This is a genomic window from Janthinobacterium sp. PAMC25594, from assembly GCF_019443505.1.
Lineage (GTDB): Bacteria > Pseudomonadota > Gammaproteobacteria > Burkholderiales > Burkholderiaceae_D > Janthinobacterium.
In genome coordinates this window covers 2679123-2705505 of record NZ_CP080377.1, presented here as the reverse complement: position 1 = coordinate 2705505, position 26383 = coordinate 2679123, and the positions used below count along the sequence as shown (strand labels likewise).

The following is a 26383-nucleotide window of genomic DNA, read 5'->3' as shown; positions in this document are numbered from 1 at the left end:
GTGTTATCGGAGATTGCCAGATCTAGCATACGCATTTCCGCCGCGTGAGTAAATGCGGCGCGTATGGGGAGTAGCCTCAGCTGCGCTTAATACAACGCCGCTATCATCAGCGTTGACTTCATTGGAAAGGACACACAATGCACATCATGATCGTGGGCGCCAGTCGGGGCCTGGGACGCGCGCTGGTGGATGGTTTGCTCGCTGACGGTCATGCCGTCATCGGCGTATCGCGCCAGCAACCCGCCGACTTGCCTGCCGGCCAGGGCACGCAGCTGCAATGGATCGCGGCGGACCTGGCCGCACCCGCCGAGGCCGTCGAACGCATCGCCCGCGAAGCGCCCGCCGTGCTGGACGCGGTGATCTACAATCTGGGCGTGTGGGAAGAAAAGGCCTTCAGCGATGACTACGCTTTCCTCGGCGATGCGGACGAGGCCATCGTCGACATGGTCAATACCAACATCACGGCGACGATATTGCTGCTCAAGCGCCTGGTGCCGCGCTTGCTGGCCAGCAGCAAACCGCAGCTGATACTCACGGGGTCCACGTCCGGCCTGCGCCAGAGCGGCCGCCCGGAAGTGACGTTCAGCGCCTCGAAATTCGCCTTGAACGGCATCGCCGATGCCTTGCGTGAAGGTTTCCGCGCGCAGGGACTGGCCGTGACGGCGCTGCAGCTCGGTTATCTGAATACCTATGATGGCTTGTCCGTGCCGCTGGCGGACGCCGCCGCGCGGGGCGAAGGCGAGCTGATCCCCGTGCATGACGTCGTTGCCGTCGTGCGCATGCTGCTGAATCTGTCGAATGCCTCGTTCGTGCGCGAACTGGTGCTGCCGGCGCTGCGCGACGAGCGTTTCTGACTGTTATGCACCTTCGCCGTAGACCTCGGACCAGCCGAGACGCTCTTCCAGCCACTCGTCCACCTCCGAGCTATCCATGTGCAGCAGGGCAGCGCCCAGCCGCAGCTTGCCCTTGGCAAGGGCCAGCACGGCAAACACGGATTCCAGCATGACGGGATCGAGCTGGCCCTGCAAGTCGCGCGCGGCGATGGCGGGCAGTTGCGCCCCGGCGGCCTGGTAGCTGTCGGCCAGCCAGTCTGGCAGCGGCGGATTGTGCTTGCGGTGGCGCTCGATTTCAATCAGGGCGATGAGCGCATAGAAATCTTCCTCGCGTGATGGCGCGCCGCCCAGCATGGCGACGAGCTGGGGCACGGCCGCATACGAGGCGATGCCCACGTCGCCCTGGTGATGCAGCTCTTCCCACAGTTCATGCCAGACGTCTTCGCCCGCCTGCATGGCCTTGAGCGCTACGGCCACGTCGTAGGGCATGCGGTAGCCGCCTTCCAGGGTGGGCCAGATGGGGTCGTCGAGTGATAACAGCATGGGTTTCCTTCTTCAAACATATAAGTCATTATGCCTGGCGAGCATACGCAAACATATTAGTGCTGGAAGCGCCGCTGGGCTTCGTCGGGTGGCGTGAGGCTGTCGCCATCCTGGATGATATTGCCCACAATTAGTAATTCGGTTTTCCAGAGTTCAAAGGCGGTTGGCATGGCTGTGCCTGGCGAGAGTGGCGGCGACCCTGATTATGCCCCGACCATTGGTGTTTCAGCGTGCTGATTGAACATGCTACAGTCCGCCTTTGCCGCCAGCCCGGTGCGGCTTTGCCTGGATCAATGCGCTATGCCCACCTGGACTTCCCCGCCACAACTCGTCGCCCTGGCCGCCTTTTATGCGCAGGCGCAAGCCCATCCGGAAACGCTCAGTGATGCTGTCTTCCTGGACAACGTGAAAAACGCCCACTGGCCCACCAACTGCTGGAGTTACGCGCAAGCGTCGTTCGCCATCATCGCGCCCGCCTGCCTGCTGCGTCCGCATCTGACCGCCGAGCTGATCGCTTTCCCCATCGATGCCTTGATCGCGGGCGGCCTGGAGGAGGCGGAGCAAGTCATCGCGATCGGCCTGGACTGCGCCAGGCGCGACGCGCCGTATGTCGAGGTGAGCGAGGATGGCAGGCGCTGGCTGACACAGGTGTGGCCTGGACTGGGGGAGGTGGTCGAGACCGTGTTTCAGGCCAGTCTGCAGGCGGCGCTGGCCGATGATGAGGACTAAGCAAGCCTGTGCTTGACCTGGAAAGCTGGTTTACGTTAGGGTATACGTAACTACTTACATATATTCATTCAACATGTCTTCCAACCTGCAAACCTACGGCTCCCTGATGCTGGCCAGCCGCCTGCGCCGTCTTTCCGATCAACTGTATGCCGGTGTCGATACCAGTTATCTGGCGGCCGGCGTCGAACTGACGTCGCGCTGTTTCCCCTTGTTATTGCTGCTGCGCGACAACGGCCCCACGGCGATCACGGCCCTGGCCGCGCAGATCGGGCAGACGCATCCGGTGGTGGTGCAGCTGGGGCGCAAGCTGCTCGATGCCGGCGTGGTGACGGAGCTGCCGGACGCCAAGGATGAGCGGCGGCGCCTGCTGGCGCTGTCCGACGCCGGGCAAGCCTTGCTGCGCAGCATGGCGCCTTTGTGGGACGACGTGCGCGCGGCCGTCGATACGGTGTTCGAACACGGCACGCCGCAGCTGATGGCGAGCCTGGACCGGGCCGAGGCGCGCTTGCAGGCGCAGGGTTTCGGCGAGATGATCGCCGCCTGCCGGCGCCAGCGCGAACGGGCCGCCGTGGAGATCATCGCGTACGACGTCCAGTACGCGGCCGACTTCAAGCGCCTGAATATCGCCTGGCTGGAACGCTACTTCTATGTCGAGGCGCTCGACGACAAGGTGCTGTCCGATCCGCAACGCTCGATACTCGACGCTGGCGGACAGATTTTTCTGGCGCGCCTGGACGGCAAGATCGTCGGCACGTGCGCGCTGATCCGTGCCGGCGAGGCCAGCATCGAGTTGTCGAAGATGGCCGTCACGCCGGAATGCCAGGGCTTGGGCATCGCGCGCCGCCTGATCGAGCGGGCCTTTGACGCCTTCGAGGCCAGCGGCGCGCAGCTGCTGTTCCTGGAGTCGAACAGCAAGCTGGCGCCCGCCATCCGCCTGTACGAAAGCAGCGGCTTTACCCACGTGGCGCGGCCCGCCGGCGACGCCCATTACCAGCGCGCCGACGTCTACATGGAGTGGCAGGGCAGGTAGCACCCGCCAGGGCGCCACGCGGCGCCCCCCATCGGCCGTCTCCCGCGTTACAATACGCGCACCCATAACGGAACTCAGGTTCCACTATTCGAGACGCCGACGCCGCATGCCTTCCTTCCCGATGCCCTTCCCGCAGATGATCGTTCCACCGGAGCCCACCCAGGCGCGCAGCAAGCAAGCGTTCGAGCGCCTGCTGCTGGTGGGCGAACAGTTGCTGGCGGAAAACCGTTTCGATGAAATCGGCGTGGCCGACCTGGCCAGGCTGGCGGAAACATCCGTGGGCACCTTTTACCGCTTGCTGGGCGACAAGGACACCTTGAGCCGTTTGCTGCTGCAGCGCTTTTTTTCCGACATGGTGGAAAAGGTCGAGACCCTGACGGAGCTGCGCCAGTGGGAAGGGCGCAGCCTGGAAGACTTCATCCGCGCCATGGTAGCCATGTTCGTGGCCGTGAATGGCGGGCGCAGCGGCGTCTTGCGGGCCTTGATCACGCGCGCGTCGCAGGATGCGCAATTTCGCGACAGGGTGCACCAGATCAATCATTTGATCTCGCAACGCACGGTGGCCGTGCTGGCCAGCAAGTCGGCCAGCATCCGCCACCCGAATCCCACGCAAGCGATGATGGTGGTGCCGCCCGTGCTGCTGGGCATCCTGAACCAGCACACCTTGACGGGTTCGCTGTCCTTTTTATCGGGCGCGGCACTGGAAGATGAACTGGTGCGTGTTGCTTTAAATTATCTGACCTAAGATATTTAGCGATTTAACTTGAAATCGGAATTCGGATTCCGTATTATGTTTTCCAACAGCAGGAAAACATATTCCTGCACCTGAACACAAAGCATGTTCAACAGCAAGGAGACAGAATGCGGCGTCACACGACATCCGATGTTCCATTGCATTACCTCGACCTGGGCAAGGGGCAGGGCGATCCCGTGTTTTTGTTGCACGGCCTTGGTTCCTGCGCCGCAGACTGGCGCCCGCAGATCGACGCCCTCGGCGCAAGCTACCGTTTGATCGTGCCCGACCTGCGCGGCCATGGCGCCAGTCCCGCGCCAGACGGCGACTGGCAGATCGGCGACTTCGCCAACGACCTTTTCAATTTGATGGACCAGCTCGACGTGCCGCGCGCGCACATCGTCGGCTTTTCTCTGGGCGGCATGGTGGGCCTGGAAATGGCCAACCGCGCGCCTGGCCGGGTGGCCAGTTTGTGCCTGATCAACTCGCAACCGTTCCAGGGCAGCAAGCCGGCGTCGTTGCTGTTTGCCTACTGGCTGCGGCGCACAGTGATCGCCACCTTCGGCTTGAAAGCCATGGGCAAGATCATCGGCAAGAAACTGTTTCCCGATCCGTCCCAGCAAGCGCTGGTCGAGCGCTTCGCCACGCAAATGGCGGGCATGGACAAGCGCGCCTACCTGGCCGCGCTGGACGCCATTTTCCACTGGGATATCGACATTCATTTCCAGGCCCTGGCCATGCCCGTCTTCATCATGGCGGCCGACCAGGATTACACGCCCGTCGCCAGCAAGCGGGCCTTTGCCGCACAGTTTCAGCAGTGCGAGATCGAGATCATCGCGAACTCGCGCCACGCCACGCCCCTGGACCAGGCGCAGCGTGTGAATACCTTGTTGCAGTCCTTCCTCGCCACACATTCAAAATAAACAGGCCACTCGCCGCACGGGCAGGGGCCGGGAAACAGTCATCGCAGGACAGGTGCACGCTTTTTGCGCGCGGGTACCGTTACGTCTTGCGATCCTGGAATCCGGCCGTCTACCCTGGTGGCAAGCAAGCCTGACATTGGAGACGCTATGAAACTTGCTTTGAAATTGATGCCCGCCGCCCTCGCCGTTGCCGGCGCGTTTGCCACCCAGGCCCAGGCGCAGGAAGCCACTCCCGCTGCTGCCAGCACGGCCCAGGAAGCCAGCGATGCGAAAGAACGCATGGAAACCGTGACGGTCTCTGCCCGCCGCCGCGAAGAGCGGCTGCAGGACGTGCCGCTGGCCGTCACGGCGTTTTCCGCCAAGGCCCTGGAACGGGCGAATATCCAGAACCTGGCCGACTTGCAGGAGCGCGTGCCGAACCTGACCGTGTACGCCTCGCGCGGCACGAACACCACACTGACGGCCTTCATTCGCGGCGTGGGCCAGGCCGACCCCGTCTGGGGCGTGGACCCGGGCGTGGGCATTTATTTTGACGACGTCTACATGGCCCGTCCGCAAGGCGCGCTGCTCGACGTGTTCGACGTGCAGCGCATCGAAGTGCTGCGCGGTCCGCAAGGCACCTTGTACGGCAAGAACACCATCGGCGGCGCCATCAAGTACATTTCGCGTCCCCTGGCGAAGGAAAACGGCGCCTCGGCGGAAGTTGGCATCGGTAATTACAACCAGCGCAACTTCAAGGCCGCCTTCAATGTGGCCAACGAGAACGGCACCTGGCGCGCGCGCTTGGCGGCCGCCAAGCTGGACCGCGATGGTTTCGGCCGCAACACGTTTAATGGCGAACAGGTCAGCGACCAGGACAGCACGGCCGCGCGCCTGTCCGTCGGCTACTTTCCGCAGGACATACCGCTCACCGTCGTGCTGAGCCTGGACGCCACGGATGATAAGTCCGGCGTGCGCGGCTTCCAGCGCATGGGCGTGAGCGCGTTTGACCCGCTCAAGCGTCCCGCCAGCACCAGCGCCTACGATATCCAGAGCGGCATGCCGGGCAACAACTTCACGCATAACCGGGGCGGCTCGCTGGTGGCCAATTACACGCTGTCGAACCAGTGGTCCGTGAAAGTGATCGGCGCCAAGCGGCGCAGCACGTCCGAGCAAACCATCGACTTCGACGGCTTGCCGCAACCGATTGCCGACGTCTTCGGCGATTCGCGCGACGAACAGAAAAGCCTGGAATTGCAGGCCTCGTACAGCGGCGACTACGGCGCCGGCGTGATCGGCCTGTACCGCTTCGAAGGCACGGCGGGCGGCGGCATCTACAATAACTTCCTGGGGCGCCAGTTTACGGCCGCCGTCAGCACGGTGGAGACGGACAGCACGGCGCTGTACACGGACTGGACCTGGCCGCTGGGCAAGGTGTGGAGCATCAATGCGGGCTTGCGCCACACGCGCGAGGAAAAGCGCGCCATCGTGCTGAACCGCGCTTTTGCCGACGTGGGCTTCACGCGGCCCATCCAGACGGCGGCCGACTTCGACAAGTCCCTGTCGGTCAGCAATACCTCGCCGAAAATCTCCGTGCGCTACGAAGCGTCGAAGACGACGAATTTCTACAGCAACCTGTCGCGCGGCTTCAAGTCGGGCGGCTACAACGTGCGCGCCAACAACCTGGTGGTGCCCGATTCCGCGCGTCCCTACAAGGATGAAAAACTCGACGCGCTGGAAGTGGGCATGAAGTACGCGGCGCCCGACGACACGTTTGACGTCAACGTGGCCCTGTTCTACAACCGCTACAAGGATATCCAGTTGTCGGTGTTTACCAGCTATGTGCAGCCGGGCGGCGTGCCGGGCTTCTATGGCGACTTCACGAATGCGGGCAAGGCGACGGTGAAAGGCGCCGAATTCGAATTCTCGTGGCGGCCGAACCGCCAGTGGAAAGTCAACGGCTTCCTCGCGCTGCTGAACGCCAACTATGACGAGTTCATGAGCGGCGGCAAGAACATTGCGGATACGCAAAAGTTCAGCAATACGCCAGCGCGGCAAGTGGGCTTGAATGTGACGCGCACGGACCGCGACGTCTTCGGCGGCGCCCTGCGCAGCATGGTCGGCTACGGCTACCGCAGCAAGGTCTATCCGACCACGGACTTGAGCGCAACTCTGGCGCAGGGCGGCTACAGCATCTGGACGGCCGGCGTCGTGTGGGAAGCGCCGAAGAACTGGACCTTCAGTCTGCACGGCAGCAACCTGGGCAATAAACGCTACCGCACGGATGGCTACAACATTCCCGCCGTGTTCATCCTCGACGGTTTCTATGGCCCGCCGCGCCAGATCATCGCCAAGGCTGGCTATAAATTTTAAGAAGTTGTAGAAGTACCGGCTTGATGTGCATCAAGCCGGTTCGTTGTCACTGTTTTCGTCCTTAAGAATAATCAGGAGACTGGCATGGCACATCTGCATCAGCAACTGCGTCACTTCTTATCCGCAATCATCGCCGCCTGCGGTTTGCTGGCCGCGCTGCCGGCTGCCGCCGGGCAATGGGACTTCGGCCTGTACGCGAGCCTGTGGGGTTCGCGCGAGTACCAGGTCTGGTTACCGAGCAATTACAACCCGAACACGCCGCTGCCCGTCGTGCTGATGCTGCACGGCTGCGGTTCCGAGCCCAACAGCATGGCTGCCGTCAGCCGCTACAACCAGCTGGCCGACAGCGAAAATTTCATCGTCGTCTATCCGCGCCAGAACGCCACGGCGAACCCCATGCGCTGCTGGAATTTCATGTTGCCGCTGAACCAGGAGCGGGGCACGGGCGAGCCGGCCGTGTTGATGGGCATCTTGAACAAGGTCAAGAGCAAGTATGCGGTGCAGGACAGCCGCGTGTACGTGACGGGCATCTCGGCCGGCGGCGCCATGGCTTCCATCATGGCCGCCTGCTACTCGGACGTGTTCGCCGCCGTGATGGTGCATTCGGGCGGCATGTACAAGGGCGCCATCGGCATGCTCACGGCCGCCGATTCGCTGTTCAACGGCAGCTCGTTCGACCCGAAAGTGCGCGGCAAGGATGCCTGGCGCTGTTCCGGTTCGCCGCGCCGGCTGATGCCGACGATGGTGTTTCACGGCACTGCCGACATCGTCGTCAACCCCGTCAACGGCGAGCAAACCATCGAGCAATTCCTGCAGACCAGCGATTATGGCGACGATGGCCTCGACAATGACAGCGTGCGCTACCGTGCCGACAGCATCGTGCGCCAGACCGTGCCGTACGGCCGCAGCTACGCCATCGATACGTATCTGCACAACGGCGCCGTCATCGCGCAAAAGTACACGGTCGAGGGCATGAATCACGCGTGGAGCGGGGGGCCTCCCGGCTGGCCCTTCAGCGATGAGCTGGGCCCGGACGCCACCGTGATCAGCTGGAATTTCTTCAAGCATTACCAGCGCTGATGGCGTGAGGAGATGTGTAGCCGGGATAGTGGGGCGCAGCGATGGCGCTCCATTGTGCCGCTCAAGGCCCGCCCTGCTGGCCAAGAGGAAAAGGTTGATGCAAGTATTGGGAGCCTTGGCGGATTCTTACTAAATATCAAGTATTTCCTTGCCATCCCATGGCATTGTCGGTTCTCCAGCTTGATTAGATGCAAGTGTGAATGAGGAGAGCGCCATGGACGGTGATGCATCGATGTTGGGTGGCGAACGTCCCTTGCGCCTGCGCCTGGGCGTATCCCCAAAGGTGCCCGCTGGTGCGCTGATACCGCAGCGCATCGTCGGCAACGAGGCCATCTATGGCGGGATCGAATACCGTGTGCTGTGCGTCTCGACGCATGCGGATTTGCCGCTGAGCAGTTTCATCGCCTTGCCGGCTGCAATCGACATCGTCACCGACCAGGGGCAGCTGCGCAGCATCTGCGGCCTAGTCACGCAAGCGAGCGCCGGCGACAGCGATGGCGCGCTGGCCAGTTACCAACTGGTGCTGACGGACGCCTTCGCCATCATGGAAAAACGCTGCAATACGCGCGTCTTCCGCCGCCTCACGGATATTGAGATCGTCAAGACCCTGCTCGATGAATGGATACGCAGCAATACGGTGATGGCGCATGCCTTCCAGTATGTGTTTGCCGATTTCTTCGAAGCGCAGACGTATCCGCAGCGCGAATTTGTCATGCAGCACAATGAGTCCGATGCGGCCTTCGTGCGGCGCCTGCTCAAGCGCAGCGGCGTCGCCTGGTTTTTTCGTGCCGAGGGCAATACGAATGCACATGCCGAGCCGGCGCATACCCTGGTGCTGTTCAACCACGCCGATGGCTTGCGGAAAAACATGGCGGACACCGTGCGCTATCACGCGGACCGGGCAACTGAAGAGCGTGACACTCTGACGTCGTGGAACGAACTGCGCAAGCTGCAGGCGGGCAAGGTGACGCGCCATAGCTGGAACGAGGAACACCCGCGTGCGCGGCCGTTCATGACCGCCGATGCCTTGGGGCAGGGGGTACAAGGCATGCATGGCAATGCCATTGCCGCCACCCTTGATGATTACCGCGTGCTGCCGCCGCGCGCGGGCATGGATCATGATGCCTTGTGCCAGCTGGGCATGCTGGCCATGCAGCAGCACGCTTACGAGAACCATTGCTTTCATGCCGAAGGCAGCGTACGCGACCTGTGTCCGGGTGAATATTTTACGCTGGCCGAGCACCCCGATATCGACGCCTTGCCAGCGGCCGCGCGCGATTTTGTCGTCACGTCGCTGCACGTGGCGGCGCAAAATAATTTACCCAAGGAGCTTGCCGCCCGGGTGGCACGCCTGTTTGCGCGTAACCGTTGGCTGGCCGATGAGGCATCGCTGCCGCAGCGCGAACTGGCGGCTGTGGTGGATGGCGGCCCCTTGCGCATGCATATCGAACTGACGGCAGTGCGGCGTGGCGTGGCCATCGTGCCGACCTACGACACGCGCATCGACCTGCCGCCAGTCACCATGCAAAGTGCGGTGGTGGTGGGGCCGGCCAATGAAGAAGTCCATTGCGATGCCATGGGCCGGGTCAAGGTCCGCTTTCCCGCCACGCGCAAGCTGGACCATGAGCATGCAGGCGGCACGGGCGCCTCCGACACGGATGCCGATTCGGCCTGGGTGCGCGTCGCGTCGAGCTGGGCGGGGAACGGACCTGGCAGCATGCAGCAATGCGGCTACCTGGGCTTGCCCCGCGTGGGCAGCGAAGTCTTGCTGGCTTTCCTGGGCGGCGATCCGGACCGGCCTATCATCGTGGGACAGTTGTACAACCATACTGCGCAGCCGGTTGCCTTGAGCAAGGCGGGCGACCTGCCGGGTAACCGTTATTTGTCCGGCATCAAGAGTCGCGAGATCAAGGGCACGCGCGCCAACCAGCTGCGCTTTGATGATGTGCATGGGCAAATCAACGCCCAGCTTGCCAGCGATCACGGTTCCAGCCAGCTCAACCTGGGCTGGCTGACGCAGGACCGGCGCAATGGCCAGGGCACGGCGCGCGGCGAGGGCGCCGAGCTGCGTACCGATGAGCAACTGGCCATGCGGGCGGGCAAGGGCATGCTGATCTCTGCTTGGAAGCGCCTGAACGGCGATGGCGGGCACATGGCGCGCAGCGAATATCTGGGTCTGATGGAAAACTGCCTGGAATTGTTTCGCTCGCTGGGCAGCTATGCTGCCACGCATCAGGCGCTGGAGAACGCGGACGAAGCGCAGCAGGAGTTGCAGCAAAGCTTGAAAAGCTGGGAAGGCGGCAGCAATACGCAGCCCCGAGCCGAACTCGGTGGTGCGGCGGCGATTGCCGTCACGGCGCCCGCCGGCATCAGCTTTGCCAGTTCGAAAGCCATCGTCAGCTATGCCGTCAGCAATATCGATACGGTGGCGCAGCAGCACCTGCAAGCGGTGGCGGGCCAGCGCTACAGCGTGAACGCGGGCAAGGGCATTTCGCTGTTTTCCCATGCGGATGGCATCCGCGCCATCGCCCACCATGGCAAGTTCCTGCTGCAAAGCCAGCATGACGACATGGAACTCAACGCGGCGAAAAACCTGAAGCTCACCGCCAGCGAAGGCAAGCTGACGGGCATGGCCGATGAAATCGTGTTGATTTCCAAGCATGGCGCTTTCATCCGCATCGCCGACGGCATCACCTTCGGCAGCAAGTCGCCGCTGAACTTCAATGCGCCCAACTTCGTTTTCAACGACCCGCAGAGCATGGCGGTGGAGTTACCAAGCTTTGCCGAGGGCAAGGCCGACCAGCAATTCATTTTTCAATACGAGGGCGACGACAGTCCCGTCGATAGCGGGCCGCAACAACCGCAGTTGGCACCGCAGGCGCACTTCGCCGTGAAGCTGGGCGATGGTTCATCTGCCGATGGGCGCAGCGATGGGGGCGGCAAGACGGACGTGCTGGAGCGTGCAGCGATGCACCTGGCCGCCATCGAAGTGTTCAACAACAAGGATTGATGACGCCAGGAGAGTGCGATGGGCAGCTATCCGAAAGTGCCGTACGTGGTGGGCGATGACGTGGCGCTCCTGCATTGCGAACGCAGCGTCTGCAAGAAGGTGAAAATACGCCGCAACTTGCCGGGCAATATCATCGTCATCCATGGCGTCAACGATGTGGGCGTCAGCTACAAGGCGGTGGAAGATGGACTGTGCGAGGGATTGAAGCAAAGGCTGGGGCGCGGCTTTACGCCAGCTTCTTACCGCATGCCGGTGGCGGCGGACAAGGACAAGCTGGAAGACGACCCGGATGCCGTGTTCTTCAAACGCACGATCGCCAAGGATACCAACAGCCCCGTGATCCCGTTTTACTGGGGCTACCGTGAGGTGAAGGACAAAATCGACATCGTCAATGGGCAGTTCGTTGATCGCTATGGCAACCGGCTGGACAAGGATTTGTCCAAGGAAGGCGGGCCGTTCGGCAACGCCACCAGCAGCTTGCCCGACATGTGGCGCAGGGGTATTTATGCACCTGCCGATCCCATGGGTGATGCCTTGCGTCCGCTGAAGACGGCGCCTGGCCGCATGTACATGGTACTGGCGGCCCAGCGCCTGGCAGCACTGATTTCCATGATCCGCGATTACGACTCGGATGATACCGTCAGCATCGTTGCGCACAGCCAGGGTTGCCTGCTGTCGCTGTTGGCGCAAGCCATGCTGATGGAGAAAGGGTTGGCGCCGGCCGATAATTTGATACTCACGCATCCGCCGTATAGCCTGGTGGAAAATATTCCCTTTCTGCTGAGGAAGGCAAGCGGACTCGATGGTGGCGAGGATGCGGCGATGCGGGCGCACTATCATCTACTCGACGGTGTTCAGACGCTGGCCGCGCGCCTGCAGACGCTTATCAATATTGTTGCTGGGGTAGCGAAAGAAAATGGACAACCCTGCGTTCCGTTATTTACTGAGTTGAATGGTGATCAGCATCGCGGTATGGTCGGCGCCAGTTGGAGCAATGCAGCGGATCGAAATAACCGCAGGAAAGTATATCTGTATTTTTGTCCCGAAGACATGACTGTAGCGCTCGATAACATTCAGGGAATTGGCTGGGATGGCGTACCCGATTTTGTAACAGGAACCGAGGTGAAGTCCGAAGAGGAAATTTATGCCTATGGAGGAAGAAATTACTCCACTGGTCGCTTTCATAATCGGGGTACTGAACAAGTACGAAAAGCACTCTCCGAATTGGGAAGCAGGTTTTATCAACGGGTGTTCAGTAACAAGATACGTGTCGATCCAGGCACTGGAAAGAAGGCAGTGTCTCTTGTCGGCATGCCACCACCCCATGATTACCCACTGTGCCTGGAAAAAGAAGACGAACATGCACATGTGGAGGCATCTGTACGCGGCAATCGGGGTACGCACAAGGCAGTCGCATGGCCCATCAATACCAAGCTGAAACCTGTCGAGCAGCGAAACGGTATACGCACAATTACTGGTGAAGGATTGCGCAAGCCTGTTCCTGCAGACCTGCGCGGCACCTCGCAAATTGACCCGGCAGACATACCCCGCGATTCAATAATGCACGGTAGAGCGAAGAAGGATGAGGGGCCGACGGAAGCGGTGGATCCTAATGATGCAGCAACGGCAATTGCCAGCGGTCGCGGCCTGATCAGTAAATCGGAAGAGCGTCCGGATCCTTCTGGTTATCGCAAGTTTCCAGAGAGTGTTGAGGCCTTACGCGAAACCGAATTGCAAAAGATGACGGTGGCCTACAACAAGGAACAGAAGCTGGATGACAAAGGCCCGTTGGCACAACGCAAGGTGCTTTCTGCGACGAGGGACAAGAAAGGCAATGTATGGGCAAATATCCAGGAAAGCCCTAACGAAGCACGTCTGCGTTGGCAACACGAGGTCAGTGCCAAGTCCTTTCACAGTTCGATTATTGGCAACGTGAAGAATCATAGCCAGGTGACAGCGTATGACGTTGCCATAGGTAGTGGCAAGGCCAGCTCTGATCCACAGTTCTACGAGTACTTATGTGCTGTGGCGGATTGGCGAGTGAAGGATTTGAAGACTAATGATAAAGGGCGTAAAGGAATGCTGATAAAGGAAAAATTCTTATCTGATTTTGCAGCATATTTATCCGTAGAACCTGCATGGAGAAGTGCTGCGATCAATGGCGGCATGGACTATTACAACACTGGAATTCTGCCCGCAGGACTTCCATTGTTATCGGGTGCTTTATGGAAGATCGTTGTGTCACAAACAAAAGACATGAAGATAGTGACTGAAAAATAATTGGATGGTCTAGGACTCGTCGAAAAAACTTGTTTGGACCCATGATCTTTTCTCTTGAATAGTGGACCAAAAAGGTGAAAGCTATGATGACGCTTCGTTGGTTGGGAATATCAATAGTTATTGTAATTTTATTTTTTGGCTTGTTATGGCTAGGTGCTTTGTCGAAGAGCCAGGCGCGTGAAATTGCATTACAGGTTCAGGAAAAACAGCCAAGGAAACCGGTGGAGCCACGGCAAGAGTATGTGCTGGAAGTGATCGGATTGGGTGTGACGCTGGACAAGTATCGGCAGGGTAAATTGTGGGGAGCCTTGCAAAAAGGAAGTCCTTACACGAGCATACGCGAACAAGATCCCAAGAAGTATCCCTGGACGGGTAATGACAAGGATGGCGACGGTGGTAGCAGAGCCTACGATGCGCTGGAAAATGGCATCAATTTCACTCCGATGTATTGGAACCTGCCTTCGTTTTATGCTGGAACGCCCATTCTTGACCCGACTGCACAACCGAGCTTGATAGAGCCGATGGCGGGACTCGTGGCTGGCGCTGGTACGGGGGGCATGCCCTTGCATCTATTTTCCGTGGCTTCCTGGAAGCTGGATGAACATCCCGACCAATTGCTGATTGATGTGTTTGATTTTTTCGATAAGCATCCTGACGTACCTTACGTCGCCTTGCACTCCGAGGATAGCGTTGGCACGCGGGATGGCAACCGGAAGCCAGGAACTGCAAGAAAATTGGTAAACGGGTATTTCATTCCGGATATGCCTGATGCCACGGCGGTATTCATCCTGGCACGCCGCGAACGAATAGAACCGTTGCGCCCATTTGTATGGGATGACCCTGCGAATAAATTCGTTAGGGAGCAACTCCGCGCCATGTACAACGAACTGATTCAATCACTTCCTTCACGCGCGAAACAGCAGCGACCCGAAGCCTTCAGCGAGCGTCAACCCACTGTCGCCGAATGGCTCGCCGCTGCCGCCGCTTTCGCCCAGCGGCCCGATATCCGTGGTGTCGGCTTGCATATGTTCGACAAGCTCAATCCCTGGGAAAATCGTCCCCCGCGTGACTGGAAGCCGACGCCGTGGTTTCCCATTCCGTGGAACCGGGAGCAGATGGAAACATTTGACCGCCTGCCCTCGTTCGGTTTCGTGCACCGGCCCGTGTTCGTCAAGTTCACGGATGAGGACGGCAAGCCCGTCACGCGGCGCGATGCGCGCCAGCATATTTTCAACGCGGGCTGGCGGCAGGCGCTGCAGACCTTGCCGGAAGCCGAGCGCGGCAAGGGGCCGGCGCGTATCGTGGCCGGTATGGGGAACCAGCCGGAACAGTTGCTGATGTTGGAAAGCCTGTTGCATGACTATGCGTCACAAGGCGGACCGGAAATCGACAGCGGCAAGAGCGCGCAGTTCATCAATACTGATCTTCGCCTCGGCAACACGGGCGCAGCCACCTGGTTCATGCAGATGGCCATCGGCGTGATGGGCAGCTATCGCGACGGTGGCGCCAGTGCGGCGATTAATTTACGCGACAGCAATGAGGCCAGCATCATCTTCATCACGCCGCCATCGGACGCCAAACGCCGGCAGCAGGACGCCAATGGTGATATCTTCCGTAGCCGCGTCACGCCGGCCGTCGATCCGGCCAACTATGCGGCGCCATCGGTGGAAGCCATCCTGGAAAGCTCGGCGGGCAAGTAGAAGGGGAGGCAGCATGCGCAAAGTCATCCGTTTGGGCGACACTACGTCGCATGGCGGCAAGGTGCTCAGTTGTGCCGCCACGCACTTCACGGTCAATGGTATTGTTGTTGCCTGCGTCGGGGACTTGTGCAGCTGCCCCATCAAGGGGCATCAGGGCTGCAAGATTGCCAGCGGCTCATCCCGGCATAGCATCAACGGCATTGCCATCGCGTTTGAAGGCGATACCACCACCTGCGGCGCCAAGCTGCTCGCTGGCGGTGTCAACTTCCGCACGGCCTGACGCCGTACGCTCCCTGTATTTCCTGGTAACTATATAATCTGCGCTTGGGCGATACCCGCCCCTGAACGTCGATTGAAGGAATGCCATGCCAGGATATTTCATGCGCTCTGTAGCGCTCTTTACCGTATCGGCCGTGCGCATCTCAGCCACTGCCGCCGAGGTGGTGGCAGTGGATGCGCAGCAGCGCGCGTCCTTGCTGGATTTTTATGCGCAGCAATATCCGGGCGAGCCGGCTGCGCGCACCGTGTTCGAGAGCGTGCCCGTGGTGGGCGGCCGTGGCAGCGAAGTGGTGGGCAGCGTGGAAACGTCGCCGTATCGCGGTCATGGCGCGCTGTGCCGTACGCAGCGCACCAAGTTCGTGCAGCATGGCGAGGGCAAGCAGGCGCGCTGGCAGGAGGCGGGCATGGAGTATTACGCTTGGCTCGACCGTGGCACTTGCCGCGCGGTGGCCGAACCCGTGCGCATGCTGCAACGGATACCCGATGTGGAACTGGAAGGCGTGTTGCTGTACCAGAAGCCGCTGCTGGAGCGGGCACGATTATTAATGGCGGGAAATACGGCCTGCGCCCCATTGCGGGCGCTGAAGTTTACGCTGGCGGCCGTCGACGTGGGCACCGCCGCACCGCGCGCCGAAGAGCGCTATGCGCTCGTGTTCAAGAGCGACCGCGACAGCTACGCCCGCGTCTGGCTGCGCAAGAGCGGCGCCCAGTATGACGCCTGGAATGTGACTTGCCCGCCAGTGCTGTAAGCTGCGCACCCTCGATTTATTTTTTTGACTGTTGCAACCATGAACCAGAATTCCACTTCCGCCCGCAGCTGGGGCACCATCGTCACGCATAGCGACGAGATGGCCATCATTTACCGCTATGTCGACGCCTTCCATGACGACTGGGACCTGTCGTCGCAGCCGGATCGCATCATCATCGCCTGGCGTTATGAAGATGAAACAGGCATGCCCGCGCCGAACGAGCGCGAGCACATGGAAGAGCTGGAAGCGGCGCTGGCGCCCGTGGTGGAAGAAGGCGGCTTCGCCACGCTGGCGCTGGTGTCGACGGGTGAAAACCTGCGCGAATGGATTTATTACACGCAGTCGGGCGAAGAGTTTTTCAATCGCCTGAACACGGCGCTGGCGCCGCGTCCAAAGTTCCCGATTGAAATCCGCAGCGCGGCCGATCCCGCCTGGTCCACGTATGCCGGCTTCATGGCCGCGTTACCGAAGTAATTACGCCAATGCGGCCGTCACGATGCGCGTGGCGGCCGTGATGATGTCCTGGTTGGTGTCCGCGTTTTTCTGTTCGCGCGTGTAGTACACGGCGATCACCAGCGGTGCGCCGCTGGGCGGGTAGGCCACGCCGATATCGTTGACGCTGCCATACGCGCCCGAGCCCGTCTTGTCTGCCACCTGCCAGCCGTCGGGCACGCCGGCGCGGATGCGCTTGTCGCCCGTCGTGTTGCCGCGCATCCAGGCGTCCAGTTGCTGGCGCTGCGGCGCCGGCAAGCTATTTCCCAATAACAATTGCTGCAAGCTGTGCGCCATCGACGCGGGGCTGGCCGTGTCGCGCACTTCGCCGGGAATGGCGCTATTGAGTTCCGTTTCCCAGCGTTCCAGCTGGAATACCGTATTGCCGATGCTGCGCGCAAACGCCGTCACGGCTTGCGGCCCGCCTAATATTGTCATCAAGAAATTGGCCGCGCTATTGTCGCTGTACTGCAAGGTGGCGGCGCACAGGTCCGCCACGCTCATGCCGCCGGCCAGATGCTTTTCCGTGATCGGTGAATACGTGACCAGTTCTTTTTTCTCGTAACGCACGTGCTGCGCCAGCAAGCCCGGCTGGCTGGCGCTGCGGGCCAGTACGGCGCCCGCCAGCATGGCCTTGAAAGTGCTGGCCAGGGGAAAGCGTTCGTCGGCGCGGTAGGCAACGCGCAGCTCGCTGCCGTGGCGCCAGGCGGCAACGCCGAGGCGTCCGCCGGCAGCCTGTTCCAGCGCGGCCAGTTGCGTCTGGGCGGCGGCGATGCCGGTGGCGGGCGCGGCAAACAGCAGCGGCGTTGGGCACAGCAGGACAGCGCCGCTGGCCAGCAGAAGGTGGCGGCGGACGTGGTTCGGGGAGTCAGTCATGGTCTGTCGGTATTTTCGGAGTGGAAAGGGTGGCCAGCAGTTCGCCGATGGCGAGCAGGTTGGCCGGTTTGGTCAGATGGTGGTCGAAGCCGGCCGCGCTCGACTGGCTGCGGTCGTTTTCTGCGCCCCAGCCCGTCAATGCGACGAGCACGACGTTGGCGCCGGCCGGTATCCGGCGCAGCACGCGCGCCACTTCGTAGCCGTTCATGCCGGGCAAGCCGATGTCGAGGAAGATAACGTCTGGCAAGAATTGCGATACCACGGCCAGCGCCTGCGCGCCATCGTGGGCCACTTGCGTGGCATGGCCCATCATGTCGAGCACGGCGGCGAGGGTATCGGCCGCATCGACGTTGTCGTCGACCACCAGCACGCGGAAGCGGGGGCCGCTGGCGGCGCTGGCCGGCACGGTCGGGACGGCAGGAGCGGCAGGCTCCGTTGCCAGCAGGGGCAGGCGCACGCTGAACGTGCTGCCCAGGCCGGCGCCGGGACTGGCCGCCGTGGCGCTGCCGCCATGCAGCTCGACCAGGCGCAGCACCAGCGACAGGCCGATGCCCAGTCCGCCCTGAGCCCGGCCCATGTTCTGTCCCACCTGGGTAAACATGTCGAAGACGGTGGCGATCGACTCGACGGGGATGCCTACGCCGCTGTCCCTGACCTCGATCAAGGCCTCGTTGCCATCGCGTACCGCGCGCAAGCTGATATGGCCGCCCGCAGGCGTGTACTTGGCGGCATTGTTGAGCAAATTGCCCAGCACTTGCGCCAGCCGCGTGGGGTCGGCCTCGAGCGGCAGCGGGTCTTCAGCGAGTTGCATCTGGAACTGGTGGCGGCCCGCTTCGATCAGCGGCATGCTCGTTTCCACGGCGCTGGCGATGATGGTTTTCAAGTCCGCGCGTTCCAGCTTGAGTTCGATCTGGCCCCGCGTGATGCGGGCCACGTCCAGCAAATCATTGACCAGGTGCACCATCTGATTGACTTGCCGCTCCATCACGTCGCGCACTCTTGCCACGGTGGCGGGCTTGTCGGCGGCCAGGTGCATGATCTGCAAGCCGTTGCGGATGGGCGCGAGCGGGTTGCGCAATTCGTGCGCCAGGGTGGCCAGGAATTCCGTCTTGCGCCGGTCCATCTCGGACAGGTTGTCGGCCAGCTGGCGCAATTGCTGCTCCGAGCGCTTGCGCTCGCTGATGTCGCTGAACAGTATCGTCAGCAGGCGGCTGCCGGGGCCGCCCAGGCGCGCGGCGAAAACTTCGAACCAGCGCTCCATGGCGACGGCTTCGTTTTCATAGCGCACCGGCGCACCGGTTTTGAGGACCTGGTCGTACAGGTCGAACCAGTGCTGGTCGTGGTCGGGCACGAAGCTGCGGATGGTTTTGCCGATGGCATTGTCCAGACCCGACTGCTTGACGAAGGCGGCGTTGCCTTCCAGGTAGCGGAAGTCCACGGGGCGGCCTTGCTCGTCGTACAGCATTTCAATGACGCAAAAGCCCTGGTCCATCAGCTCGATCAGGGTGCGGTAGCGTTCCTCGCTGCGCCGTAGCGCATCTTCCACCTGTTTCTGGCGCGTGACGTCGAGCAGGACGCCGGGAAATTGCAAGGGCGTGCCATCGGGCGCGTATTCCGCGCGGCCCCGCGCGATGACCGAGCGGTACTGGCCATCGCCGGAACCGATGCGGTAGCTGGCCTCGAATGGCGTGTGCGCGAGTACCGCCTGGCTTATCTGCGCGCTGACTTGCTCGCGGTCCTCGGGATGGATGAGGTCCAGGTAGCGCGCCAGCGGCGCCGCCGTGGGCGCATCGGCATTGACGTGGAACAAGCGCGCCATATTGCTGTCGGCCGTGACCCGGTCGGCCACGATGTCCCAGTTCCAGGTGGCCACTTCACCGGCCTCCAGGGTCAGGCGCAGGGTTTCCTCGTTTTGCTTGCTGGCCGTCAAATCGAGCGAGATGCCGGACAGGGCGATCACGTTACCGGCGCCGTCGCTGGTGCAGGTGCCGCGCATGTGTGCCCAGTGTAGCGCGCCATCGGGCCAGCGCACGCGGATGTCGATCTCGAAATCGCTGGCGCTGGCGATGGCTGCGTGCACCACCGTTTGCCAGTGCTGCAGCTCGCCGTCGAGCATGGCGCCCGTCAGCTGCGCGTAGTCGATGTGGCTGGCAGGCGGCAGGCCCAGATTGGCCTTGAACGCGTCGGAGCAGGCCATGCTGCCGCTGCCCAGGTCGATCTCCCAGGTGCCCATGCGGCCGCCCTGCATGGCCAGGCGCAAGCGCTGTTCCGTCTGCCGTTGCTGTGTCACGTCGCAATGCGAACCCAGCCATTCAACGATGCCGCCGTCGGGCGCCAGCACGGGCAGCATGCGCACGAGCATATTGCGGTAGGTGCCGCTGACGTGGCGCAGCCGGTATTCCGCTTCGAACACGCTCGTCAGATGTGACGGCATGACGTAAGGCCTGTTGCGGTCGTCCGGATGCAGGGCATTGAGCCAGCCGCGGCCCAGCAGTTCGGCTTCGGTCTGGCCCGTGAAGGCGCGCCACGAGGGCTGGTCGGCATCGAACTGGCCGAAGGTTTTCGTGCTCCAGACGATGTCGCAATGGGCGCCCAGCAGTAAATGGGCGGCCTGGGCGGCAGCGATGGAGGACGGGGCGGCGTTGCGGTTCTGGCTCGGTTCTGGCATGGAGGCGATCGACGATGGTGCAAGGGGGGAGGGCAGGGGCCGCCGCCACACTGGAATGGGGCGGCCTTGCAACTCAATTCTGGCGATATTACAACTATTTTTACTCTCTGGGCTGTCTTGCAGGATGCCAATTCTGCTTTCTGCAGGCCACGAGAAAAAGGCGCGCCCTGCGGCAAATCATCGGGTGAAACAGCCAGGCAAGGGCACTGTTGTGGCTGAATAACCACTAGTCAGCCCTTTATGTTGATGAATGAATATTTTACATAACAATATTCTTGCAGCGCACAAGGCGCTTGAATTAAATTGGCGCCTTACTCAAAAGTTGGTGTGCATCAGACATCCCAGAGATGCGGCCGCCACCGCTGTCAGCTTGGAGGACAGCCAGGGCAGAGCCAGTGACGCCAGGAGTGGAGAAACATCCGCTCGCGCTGCTGCACCATGACAGTGCAGAGAACGCCAGCGCCGTACATAAGCCGGAGACAGGTTGGAAGACAGATTTCGCAATTCTTTTTTAAACTTCTGGGAAACAACATGATCAAGATGTCCAAGATGCACCAGCGTTTGTGCGCCAAAAGCGCCGCCATGCTGGCACTGTCCGCTGCCTTGCCTATCGGCTCGGCGTATGCTGATGAAGTCGCTGCTGATACGACCCCTGCCGCCAGCCAGCTGGAAACCGTGACCGTGACGGCGCAGCGCCGCAAGGAAAATATCCGCGACGTACCCGTCTCCGTGTCGCTGCTGCGCGACGAGAAGCTCGACGTGCTGGTATCCGGCGGACAAGACATTCGCGTGCTGGCCGGCAAAGTGCCTAGCCTGAACGTGGAATCGTCGAATGGCCGCACCTTCCCCCGCTTCTACATCCGCGGCTACGGCAATACGGACTTCAATACGTTTGCATCGCAACCTGTTTCCCTGATCTACGACGATGTCGTGCAAGAAAATCCCATTTTGAAGGGTTTCCCGATTTTTGACGTGGCCGGCGTGGAAGTGTTGCGCGGCCCGCAAGGTACCCTGTTCGGCCGCAACACGCCGGCCGGCGTGGTGAAATTCGAATCGGCCAAGCCCAAGCTGGAGAAGGTCGAAGGTTATTACAACGTCTCGACTGCAACGCATAACACCAGCAACTTCGATGGCGCTGTCAACGTCCCCCTGAGCAATGAATGGGCCTTGCGTTTTTCGACCCTGCGCCAGCACCGCGACAATTATGTCGACAACACCTTTACGGGCAAGAAAGATGCGCTGGACGGCTACAACGAACACGCCGAACGCGTGCAATTGCTGTACGCACCGAACACCACGTTCAACGCCCTGTTTAATGTGCATCAGCGCACCACGACCGGCAGCGCGCGCCTGTTCTTCGCCAATGCAATCAAGAAGGGTACGAATGACCTGGTCGATGGTTTCGACCCGCAAAAATCGTACACCAATGGCCAGAACTTCCAGCGCCTGCGCACCAGCGGCGCCAGCGCCCGCCTGAGCTGGGACCTGGACAGCGTCAAGCTGTTTTCGATCACCGGCTATGAAAAGGTCAACAATTACCTGAGCCATGGCGACATCGACGGCGGCGTGCCTGGCGCCCCGAATAATTTGCCATTCCAGGTTGAAACGGCTGGCGGCATCAGCGGCGTCACCCAGTACAGCCAGGAATTCCGCGTCGAATCGAAAAACGCCGGTCCTTTGAACTGGCAGTCGGGCCTGTATTTCTTCGATGAAGATGCCAACGGTTTCACCGACAACTTCAACAGCGACACGGGCGCGCTGACCTCGCACGTGGCCAGCCATCAGAAAAACAAGGCCTGGGCCGCCTTCGGTTCCGTCAACTACGCCGTCAACGAAGATTTCATGTTGCGCGGCGGCTTGCGCTATACCAAGGACAAGAAGGATTTCAACACGGTCGAAGCGGACCGCGTGAAGCAAATCTCCCCCACCAGCGCCGATGTCAGCAAGGGCAAGGTCAACTGGGACTTGAGCGGCACCTATAAATACAACAAGGACGTGAACTTCTACGCCCGCATCGCCACCGGCTTCCGCGCGCCGAGTATCGCGCCAGCTGGCGACAAGGTGCCTGTCACCATCGCTGATGCGGAAACCATCCTGTCCTACGAGGCCGGCATCAAGGCTGACTTGTTCAACCGCCGCGCCCGCGTCGCCTTCAGCATTTACGACTATGAGATCAAGAACCAGCAACTGACCGTGGTCGGCGGCAGCTCGAACGTCAACCGCCTGATCAATGCAGCCAAGACCAGCGGCCGTGGCGTTGAGCTGGACCTGGAAGGCTTCGTGACGCCTAGCCTGAAAATGTCCCTGGGTGGCAGCTACAACTTCACTCAGATCAATGACCCTGGCCTGGCCGTCAGCAAATGCGGTTTTGCTTCCTGCACCATTCTTGATCCGATCAATGCCGCCGGCAACGTCGTTATCAACGGCAATCCGCTGCCACAGGCGCCAAAATGGATCGTCACGGCCACCGGCCGCTATTCGATCCCGCTGGAAAACGGCGAATTGTTCCTGTTCACGGACTGGGCATACCGCAGCAAGATTAACTTCTTCCTGTACGAAGCGGCCGAATACACGGGCAAATCGTTGCTGGAAGGCGGCTTGCGCGTAGGCTACACTTGGGATGCCGGCAAGTATGAAGTGGCCGCTTTTGGCCGCAACATCACCGATACCCGCCGCATCACGGGTGCCATCGACTTCAACAACCGCACGGGCTTCATCAATGAGCCACGTCAATTTGGTGTGCAATTCAAGGGCAACTTCTAATTGCCTGATACCAGGCGCCGGCCCTTGCGGCCAGCGCCTGCCTCAACCCGCCCGGCTCGCGCCGCGGCGGGTTTTTTTATGTGTGTCCGGGAAGGCGCGCCAGCCGCTGCGCCCAGGCGGGAATGGCTTGCCGCCAGAAATCTTCCACGTCGTCGGCGCGCACGTTGAGACCGAGGAAGCGGGCCGCCGGCAGCAGCGCCGACGTCAGCAGTTCGGCGGCATCGGTGCCCGTATCGAAGGCGAGCGCGCCCGTCTGCTTCGACAGTTTCTCGCCGCTGGCATTGTTGACGACAGGCACGTGTAAAAAGCCGGGATGCGGCAAGCCCAGCAAATCCTGCAGGTACAGCTGGCGCGGCGTGGAGTCGAGCAAGTCCGCACCGCGCACCACCTGCGTGATGCCCTGCGCGCCATCGTCGACCACCACGGCCAGCTGGTACGCCCAAAAGCCGTCGCCGCGCAGCACGATGAAGTCGCCCACTTCGCCAGCCAGGTCCTGCCGCTGCGCACCATGCCAGCGGTCGGCAAAGTCATATACGGCTTGCGGCCCCTCTGGCACGCGCAGCCGCAAGGCCCGGGCCGCCTTGCCCGGCGCCAGGCCGTGGCGGCAGGTACCCGGATACACGGCGCCGCCGCCCTTGGGGGCACTCGCCTGCAGTACCGAATCGTGGATCTCCTTGCGCGAACAGCCGCACGCATACACGAAGCCATCGTCCTGTAATTGCTTCAGCGCCGCCTGGTACAGCGGCAGCCTGTGGCTCTGCCACGTCGCCTCGCCATCCCACGCCATGCCGCAGCGCTGCAGGGTAGCCAGGATCGCCATATCGGCGCCCTCGACATTGCGGTCATAGTCCAGGTCCTCGATGCGCAACAGCCACGTGCCGCGATGCACCTTCGCATCGAGATAGCTGGCCATGGCGGCTACGAGCGAGCCCATGTGCAGGGGGCCGGAGGGAGAGGGGGCGAGGCGGCCGATGTAGGGGGCGGTGGGAGAGTTCTGAGACGGCATGCTGTGAGTGTAGGCGGTGATGACAGGCGCTGATGGTTTATTGCTCATGGTGGGGAGCTTTGGCGACAGCGGCAAGTATCGTGCAGGGCGATGGGTAAGTCAAATCCTGGGCTGTTCTCGAAATTGCTTAATTGATAATAAAATGCGTAACGTTATCTTCAATATATGAAATTTCTTCTTTGCAGTAATGCGGGTCATTCAATTCTCTGAAATGTAAATCCTTGTCGAATTCCTTCATTCTGAACCTGTTACTGAGCAGTGCCACCACGCTCCCCTCATCTGGCCAGTCTGAAGAATGCAATGCTATCAATGAATTTCCCAAAGAAATCTCATTGAGAAGACAGTTTTTTATTTTTTTGGGTAGCTTCTTTAATAAATTCAGCCAATGTATCTCACTTGCTTTTGGGTAAAAAACATCACTGTTATTTATGGATTCTATTATTCGTTGCTGCACTTCTATAGATTTATCTATATTGATATGCGATTCACAATTATCATTCATTTTCAATCTGACGGGTGATTTTCTGGCTATTTTGTACTGCAAGATTATGCATGATGGAGGATATTTTTATGTCATGCTGTACGATAACGCTTCCCCACAAAAATTGAAATACTATTTCTGATAGTCCTTTCATTTTTCCGGGAATGCCAGATTTTCATTGAATTTGTTTGACTAGCGATGACTCACTCACGCCGTTGCCTACAGAATTATTTTCAAAGTAATGCATTATTATGTAATCTATTTCGGGGAAATTTTCTTTTATAATAATTAACTCGACAACGTAATCGCCTACCCATCCATTGATATCAAAAATATACAGTCCAGTTCCTGTTGTTGTGGGTTTGGTATGGAATGTATTGATAATGCTATTTATGAAATCGTTTGCTGGAGTTTTTTTCGGTAATGCAATTTCTCCATTGACGAGCAGTAATCCATCAATGAAATCAAAAATATAGCTTGGGGTTTCAAATTTTTTCATTCTGTTATGCGGAATTTTGAATGAGGCATCTCGTATGAATTATTGCAGTGATTCAGCACGGTTCGTAGAGGCAAATATTGTTCCCCATCGGATCTTCGACGTTCAGAAAACTTGCGTAGGGAGTCTGTACGTAATTGACGAAAAAAGCAGTTTTTTCCAGTCGCTCCTTGAGCGTGTCAATATTTTTCGTTGGTAAAATAGATTGATCGTGGCACCTTTGCTACCTACGCGATGCGCTTGCTCAATATTTGAAGGATGCATGAATTCTATTGAGAATTTTTTTTTGGACTCGTGCGCCATTGTCAGGCGGCGACTGGTACCTGAATCACACTGAATGATGCTATCCATCGTAATAAAAAACCCGAGATTGTCAATGTAAAATTCTTTTGCTTCGTCAAAATTCAGGCAGAGTATTCCTATATTGATTGTGTTTAACATGTGATTTTTTTCCTCTAAATAGAATGATTGATTCGTTTGCAGAAAAATATCTATCTTTAAATTTAGAGTCACGAATTATGTCCATTGTCAATAATTTTAATTTTGTGAAATTTTATCAGTTTCTTATTTTCATCAACCAGGCTTATCTTATAGTTTTCTGATTGGGCATAAAAGTAAGCGGAGAAGAAACTTGGATTTAGAAAAATGCAAAAAACATATTTCCAACTATTTTTATATGACTTTTTATTGATCAGTAGATTGATTATTTCTGGCGTGATTAGTTTTGCATTCCAAGCCTTGGATAGCTTAATATGGATATTAGTTCCATTTCTAATTTCAAACGTCATACTTGACAAAAATTCCTTATGCGGATAAATAAGAATTTTCATTTTTGCCCTTTGATTTATTGCGTATGAAAATAGTGCATATTCCAGGATATTCCAATTGATGTCATAGCTGATTGAATAGATGTTGAAGCTGAAATGTTGCCCCATAAAAAATTAAATGCGGAAAATGTTTTTTTTATCTCATCAGGATTTTTTCCCAAGACTTTAGCAAGTAGTTTGGCTAACCTGTTTTTGTCGGCTATTAATTGGTTTTCTGTCGTGTTATATCCATATTTTTTTGTATTTCCTTCATCCCACGATAGCCAAACGCTTTTCATACAATAATTCTCAAAAGTAAAATTTATACCAAATTCAAATTCATTCAAGCTTCCGCACGTTGATAAATTGTGCACATAAGTATTTGTTTTGTTGTCTTCTATTTCAATGTTATTTTCTTTTGCGATTTTAATAAGCTCAGATTCGTTAAGTGGCGCCATCATGATGCCGTCCAATAGGAGATAGCCATTTTTTGTATCAAATGATACTTTTTTCATTTTTTAAAACCTTGCCGGATGACCTGGTTACGGAGTGGT

22 protein-coding genes are annotated in these 26383 nt (G+C 59.0%); 14 read left to right on the top strand and 8 right to left on the bottom strand.

Annotated elements, in window-relative coordinates; all coding sequences use genetic code 11:
- Positions 1-137 precede the first annotated feature (137 nt).
- Entirely contained in the window at positions 138-854 is a 717-nt protein-coding gene (locus KY494_RS12235) for an SDR family oxidoreductase (protein ID WP_070218177.1), read from the top strand.
- A gap of 3 nt (positions 855-857) precedes the next feature.
- Here KY494_RS12235 and KY494_RS12230 read toward each other — a convergent pair whose 3' ends face one another.
- A complete protein-coding gene (locus tag KY494_RS12230; protein ID WP_219891113.1) occupies positions 858-1376 on the bottom strand; it encodes a hypothetical protein in 519 nt (172 codons plus the stop codon).
- 300 nt (positions 1377-1676) lie between these two features.
- Here KY494_RS12230 and KY494_RS12225 point away from each other — a divergent pair, with 300 nt between their 5' ends.
- The 12 genes from KY494_RS12225 (at position 1677) to KY494_RS12170 (ending at position 16715) form a co-directional block, all read left to right on the top strand.
- Positions 1677-2105 (top strand): hypothetical protein, encoded by a 429-nt coding sequence (locus KY494_RS12225; RefSeq protein ID WP_219891112.1) that lies wholly within the window; start codon positions 1677-1679, stop codon positions 2103-2105.
- 73 nt (positions 2106-2178) lie between these two features.
- Entirely contained in the window at positions 2179-3135 is a 957-nt protein-coding gene (locus KY494_RS12220; protein WP_219891111.1) for a bifunctional helix-turn-helix transcriptional regulator/GNAT family N-acetyltransferase, read from the top strand.
- A gap of 106 nt (positions 3136-3241) precedes the next feature.
- Positions 3242-3880, top strand: coding sequence for a TetR/AcrR family transcriptional regulator (locus tag KY494_RS12215; RefSeq protein ID WP_207780977.1), 639 nt, complete (start codon positions 3242-3244; stop codon positions 3878-3880).
- A gap of 116 nt (positions 3881-3996) precedes the next feature.
- Positions 3997-4791: an alpha/beta fold hydrolase gene (locus KY494_RS12210; protein WP_219891110.1), complete on the top strand. Its 795-nt coding sequence runs from the start codon at positions 3997-3999 to the stop codon at positions 4789-4791.
- A 147-nt stretch (positions 4792-4938) separates the two neighbouring features.
- A complete protein-coding gene (locus tag KY494_RS12205) occupies positions 4939-7143 on the top strand; it encodes a TonB-dependent receptor (RefSeq protein WP_219891109.1) in 2205 nt (734 codons plus the stop codon).
- 84 nt (positions 7144-7227) lie between these two features.
- On the top strand, positions 7228-8223 hold the full coding sequence (locus KY494_RS12200; RefSeq protein ID WP_219891108.1) for a PHB depolymerase family esterase: 996 nt from the start codon (positions 7228-7230) through the stop codon (positions 8221-8223).
- 214 nt (positions 8224-8437) lie between these two features.
- Positions 8438-11233: a type VI secretion system Vgr family protein gene (locus tag KY494_RS12195; protein WP_219891107.1), complete on the top strand. Its 2796-nt coding sequence runs from the start codon at positions 8438-8440 to the stop codon at positions 11231-11233.
- 18 nt (positions 11234-11251) lie between these two features.
- The gene (locus tag KY494_RS12190) at positions 11252-13513 is read left to right on the top strand and encodes a DUF3274 domain-containing protein (protein ID WP_219891106.1); all 2262 of its coding nucleotides are present in this window, start codon (positions 11252-11254) and stop codon (positions 13511-13513) included.
- An 83-nt stretch (positions 13514-13596) separates the two neighbouring features.
- Positions 13597-15213 carry a DUF2875 family protein gene (locus KY494_RS12185; protein ID WP_219891105.1) on the top strand — a complete coding sequence of 539 codons (1617 nt, stop codon included), beginning with the start codon at positions 13597-13599 and terminating at the stop codon, positions 15211-15213.
- Positions 15214-15226: 13 nt separating this feature from the next.
- Positions 15227-15493: a PAAR domain-containing protein gene (locus KY494_RS12180; RefSeq protein WP_219891104.1), complete on the top strand. Its 267-nt coding sequence runs from the start codon at positions 15227-15229 to the stop codon at positions 15491-15493.
- 100 nt (positions 15494-15593) lie between these two features.
- Entirely contained in the window at positions 15594-16241 is a 648-nt protein-coding gene (locus tag KY494_RS12175) for a hypothetical protein (protein WP_219891103.1), read from the top strand.
- A gap of 39 nt (positions 16242-16280) precedes the next feature.
- Positions 16281-16715 (top strand): DUF695 domain-containing protein, encoded by a 435-nt coding sequence (locus tag KY494_RS12170; RefSeq protein WP_219891102.1) that lies wholly within the window; start codon positions 16281-16283, stop codon positions 16713-16715.
- On the opposite strand, the gene bla is transcribed toward KY494_RS12170, so the two are convergent.
- Both bla and KY494_RS12160 read right to left on the bottom strand, forming a co-directional pair.
- Positions 16716-17609 (bottom strand): class A beta-lactamase, encoded by an 894-nt coding sequence (gene bla, locus KY494_RS12165; RefSeq protein WP_219891101.1) that lies wholly within the window; start codon positions 17607-17609, stop codon positions 16716-16718.
- Positions 17602-20277, bottom strand: a complete 2676-nt coding sequence (locus KY494_RS12160) for a PAS domain-containing hybrid sensor histidine kinase/response regulator (RefSeq protein ID WP_219891100.1) — start codon at positions 20275-20277, stop codon at positions 17602-17604. Before KY494_RS12160 ends, bla begins: the two co-directional genes overlap by 8 nt.
- 531 nt (positions 20278-20808) lie before the next feature.
- On the opposite strand from KY494_RS12160, the gene KY494_RS12155 reads away from it, so the two are divergent.
- On the top strand, positions 20809-23040 hold the full coding sequence (locus KY494_RS12155; RefSeq protein ID WP_219891099.1) for a TonB-dependent receptor: 2232 nt from the start codon (positions 20809-20811) through the stop codon (positions 23038-23040).
- Between the two features lie 76 nt (positions 23041-23116).
- On the opposite strand, the gene gluQRS is transcribed toward KY494_RS12155, so the two are convergent.
- From gluQRS to KY494_RS12130, 5 genes are all read right to left on the bottom strand, one after another.
- A complete protein-coding gene (gluQRS, locus tag KY494_RS12150) occupies positions 23117-24046 on the bottom strand; it encodes a tRNA glutamyl-Q(34) synthetase GluQRS (protein WP_219891098.1) in 930 nt (309 codons plus the stop codon).
- A gap of 127 nt (positions 24047-24173) precedes the next feature.
- Positions 24174-24548, bottom strand: coding sequence for a hypothetical protein (locus KY494_RS12145; RefSeq protein ID WP_219891097.1), 375 nt, complete (start codon positions 24546-24548; stop codon positions 24174-24176).
- A 154-nt stretch (positions 24549-24702) separates the two neighbouring features.
- Complete coding sequence (locus KY494_RS12140) at positions 24703-25026, bottom strand: hypothetical protein (protein ID WP_219891096.1); 324 nt, start codon at positions 25024-25026, stop codon at positions 24703-24705.
- A 102-nt stretch (positions 25027-25128) separates the two neighbouring features.
- Complete coding sequence (locus tag KY494_RS12135) at positions 25129-25464, bottom strand: hypothetical protein (RefSeq protein ID WP_219891095.1); 336 nt, start codon at positions 25462-25464, stop codon at positions 25129-25131.
- Between the two features lie 403 nt (positions 25465-25867).
- Complete coding sequence (locus KY494_RS12130) at positions 25868-26344, bottom strand: hypothetical protein (RefSeq protein ID WP_219891094.1); 477 nt, start codon at positions 26342-26344, stop codon at positions 25868-25870.
- Between the last annotated feature and the right edge of the window lie 39 nt (positions 26345-26383).